At 69.0% G+C, this 3,973-nt stretch carries 2 protein-coding genes and 1 pseudogene; 2 read left to right on the forward strand and 1 reads right to left on the reverse strand.

The features are described from left to right. Together MJ783_RS21765 and MJ783_RS21770 are read left to right on the forward strand one after the other, a co-directional pair. A partial coding sequence (locus MJ783_RS21765; RefSeq protein ID WP_370651773.1) for a WD40 repeat domain-containing protein occupies positions 1-1,232 on the forward strand: 1,232 nt, incomplete at its 5' end. Between the two features lie 18 nt (positions 1,233-1,250). Further along, positions 1,251-2,540, forward strand: coding sequence for an extracellular solute-binding protein (locus MJ783_RS21770; RefSeq protein ID WP_239313397.1), 1,290 nt, complete (start codon positions 1,251-1,253; stop codon positions 2,538-2,540). Between the two features lie 21 nt (positions 2,541-2,561). Here MJ783_RS21770 and MJ783_RS21775 read toward each other — a convergent pair. After that, positions 2,562-3,973, reverse strand: a pseudogene (locus tag MJ783_RS21775) (hypothetical protein); the annotation flags it as partial.

Raw genomic sequence — 3,973 nt, forward strand, 5'->3', positions numbered from 1 at the left:
TGGCTCCACTGACCCTGCTGACCGCGCTGACCGGACCTGTTGGCGACGTCCTGGCCGTGGCCTTCGGCCCTGACGGCCACACGCTCGCTGGAGCCGGAGCTGACAGCCTGGTAAGGCTGTGGACCGTCTCCGGGCCTGCGGACAGCGGCCTTCCGGAGGTCTTCGGCGCGGCCACGTTCGGGCCGGGCGGTGTCCTGGCCACGGCCGGCAGGGATCACATCCCGCTGCTGTGGGACACGGCGGAGGGCGGCTCGGAGCCGGTGTTCCGTGCGGAGCTGCGGGGGACGCACAGCCCACCGGGGCACGGCCCCGGTACGGCCTTCGGGATGGCGTTCAATGCGGCTGGCACGGTGCTGGCCGCGCCGACCTCCGGCGACACTGTGGGGAAGTGGGACCTGGGCCCGCCCGCCGGCGGTACCACCGGCCCGACCGATCCGATGCCCGGCGTACCCATCCGCCCGGTGCGGGCCGTGGCCTTCAGCGGCACCGGAATCCTCGTGGTGCCCGCTGGGGCGAACGACGTCGGGGTGAACCGCGTCGTCATGGTGGACGCCGCGAGAAAGACGGTCGTCAAAGAGCTGAGATCCATGCACGCGGGGGCTGTCAACGCGGCCGCCGTCCATACCGGAGCGGATGGGCGGATGTCGGTGGCGACCGGCGGCGATGACGGTGTGATCGCCGTGTTGACAACGAAAGACGGAGCGTCGGCAGCGGGAGACAGCGCGTTGACAACGGAAGACAGCCAGCCACGTGTCTTCTACCCCAGGGGCGTCCAGGCGCCGGTCGAGGCGTTGGCGTTCACACCGGACGGGCGCACGCTCGCCAGCGGGAGTGATGACGGCACCGTGGAGCTGTGGGACGTGCGTGCCCGCGTCCCTGTCGCGACCCTTCCCGGCACCAACAACCAGCCGATCGCCGCGTTATCGATCAACCGTGACGGAACGCTGCTGGCTGCCGTGGGCGTCGATGGGCTCATCCATCTGTGGGACCTGCCCAGCCGGACCGCTGTCGCCACGCTGACCGGCCCCGTAGGAACCATGGCGGTGGCTTTCCGGCCCGACGGTGACGGCCGCACGTTTGCCACCGCGGACCAGGACGGCACCCCCGTCCTGTGGGACACCGACCCGGCCCGGGTCCGGGCACGGCTGTGCGCCGGGCCGCTGCCCGCCATCGCCCCCGCGGACTGGTCGGTGATCGTTCCCGGTATGCCCTACCGGCAGGTATGTCGTTGATCATAGGAAGGGTGGCGTATGTCGATCAGCATGAAGCGGTGCCGGCCGGCGCGTGCCCGGATATTGCTTGTGGCCGTGGCCGTTCTGCTCGCCGGATCGGCGTGCTCATCACGTGGCCCCCGACCGGGTATGGATGGCGGTGGGCCCACGACGATCACCTGGTATGCGGGTTCGGTCGACCAGCACCAGAACGACTATCGCCGGATTCTTGTCGACGCATTCGAGAACGCCTACCCGTCGATCAAAGTGAACATCGAATTCGGCACGGTGGACACCGACGTCAACCGAGCCGACCTGCTCCAGCGGCTGCGCGGGCCGGACGGTCCGGACGTCTACATGGGAGACGTCATCTGGCCGGCGGAGTTCGCTCACCAGAACATTGCCCGTAGCCTCGACGACATGTTCGACCGGGCGTTTTGGGAACGTATCGATCCCGGCCTGCTTGCGGCGGCCCGTTACCAGCACAAAATCTTCGCTGTGCCGCTTTTCCAGGATCAGGGAATGCTGTTCTACCGGAAGGATCTGGTGACACCACCGACAACCTGGGAGGAACTTGAAAAGGATGCCGCCGACCGGAACAAAGACAGCACCCCCTATGGCTACCTCTGGCAGGGTGCCGCCTACGAGGGCCTCACCTGTGTCTGGACGGAGATGCTGGCCGATGCCGGGGGCAGCACACTGGACCCGGCCGGACCGCACGCGGCCCTGAACTCCCCGCAGGCGCTACAGGCGCTGAGGTTCCTGCGGGACCTCATCCAACAGGGGATCACGCCGTCGCAGGCGACGAGTTACCAGGAGCCCGACACCACCCAGCTCTTCGCGTCCGGCCAGGCGATGTTTCTCCGCGGCTGGAGCGGCGTGCTGGCCAGGATGGGCGCTCTGAAGGAAAAGGGAAAGGTGGGCGTGGCACCGCTGCCGACGTTCACCGGGCAGGCCGGTCAGGGATTTTCCACCACCGGCGGCTGGAGCCTCTACGTCAACCCGCGCACCCGCAACCTCGACGCTGTCGAAATTTTCATTCGCTGGCTGACCGACGTCCATGCGCAGCGCATTCTCCTCAATCTCTCCCAGATCCCCGTCAACCGGCAGGTACGCGACGAAGCACGCAACGCACCCCCGGAAACTCGTGATGACGCGGTAGTAGCCGGGCTGCAGGCCAGGGTTGTGTCCCGTCCCGCCGGCTGGCCCGCCTACCCCGCCATCAGCCAGGCGGTCTACTCCTCCGTCCAGAGCGTTCTCAGCCAGGGAGCGGACCCGCAGGCGGCCCTGCTGGATGCCAGCACAAAGATCGATAATGCGCTCCGGTAGCGCCGGAACACCTGGCGGGCTTCACGCCGCGGGTCCGGCCGTGGACAGTGGGCAGCGGACGAAGCGGGTGATCTGGCCGGTCAGCGGCCAGGACCGCCGACCGGAGCTGTCCGGGCACCAACCGAGCCCGGCGAGTGTGCTGTCAAGGGTGCGGAGGCTGTCCGGGAAGACCAGGTTGTAGGTGACCAGGTACAGCGCACCGGCGTCCGGACGCGCGGCGAGGAAGGGAGGTATCGAGGCGGCCCAGCCCAGCGGGGGCAGGACCAGGGTGTTCATCTCGGTGACCGGCGTCGTCGGCGCGGTGGGCGCCGGATAACCGTCGTAGTACGACACGTAGTACTGCTGAGCCTTGTACCACTGCCTTTCATCCCATCGCCCGGGGATCACGATCTGGACGTCTCCCGGCCTGGCGGTCCGTTCGCCGGTGGCGACCAGCTCCCGCATGTCCCCCAGCAGCAGGGGGCTGTCCGCGCTGGCTCGGATCTGGCGGATCCGCTGGGCGCTCACCGCCGTGACGGCCAGGGTGGCGGTCATCGCCGTCGCCAGCAGGACGGCCGCGGCGGGGATCACCACCACCGACCGCCACCACCGCCGGGGCCGGCCGGCCTGGCGGATGCGTGACCAGGCGAGGCTGATCAGGGCTGACGCGCCGATACCTGCGATCACGTACAGCAACGGCAGGATGAACAGGTTGGCCCGGACGAATCCGATCGGCCACTGTCCCCGTGCCGCGGCCACCGCGATCAGCAGTAGCGCTCCGCCGAGGGTGACCAGCAGCGCCCGGCCCGCCCGGTCCCGCGCCGCGGCGTACACCCCGATCGTCCAGCACAGGAGCGCCCCCGCGACTACGCAGACATGCAGCCGGTGGTCGGGATCGGTAAGCAGCGGTGACCCTGTGAACGGCGAGCCGAACTGCCCGTCCGGACGGGTCATCGCCGCCGTGAACGCGTCGCGTGGTAACTCCCATCCGGCGCTCCGCAGCTGGGCGACTGCGTTGTCCCGGGTGATGAAGAAATTCCGCCAGTACGGATTCGTGGTCAGATAGCTCTGCGGCAGGACGAACAGCGCGAGATGGAGGGATCCGACAACGCCGACCAGGGCTGATCCGACCACGCGAGCCGGGCGAAGGCGGTGGGCGCGCAGTGCCCGGCCGGCGTCCACCACGTCCACAAGAAGCAGGGGAACAAGGACGAACAGGGACGTGACGGTCATGACGACGCACCCCGCCATGCCCAGCTGCGCCCGCCACGGCGAACCGCCGGAGTCCGCGGCACGGCGCGCGTGCAGCCACAGGTACACCGCGGCCACCGCGCAGGTGGCCTCCGGCAGGTAGGACTTCACCTGCATCCCGTAGACGAGCAGTCCGCCGTTGATCGTCAGCAGGCCGGCGACGATCGTGGCCGCGGGCCGTGACAGCCACCAGCGGCCCAGGG

The sequence above is a fragment of the Protofrankia sp. Cj3 genome, from assembly GCF_917627355.1.
GTDB lineage: Bacteria > Actinomycetota > Actinomycetes > Frankiales > Frankiaceae > Protofrankia.

What these genes read in the sequence shown, in the direction of transcription:
- MJ783_RS21770 (WP_239313397.1), top strand. Translation starts at nt 1,251, where the DNA reads ATGTCGATCAGCATGAAGCGGTGCCGGCCGGCGCGTGCCCGGATATTG.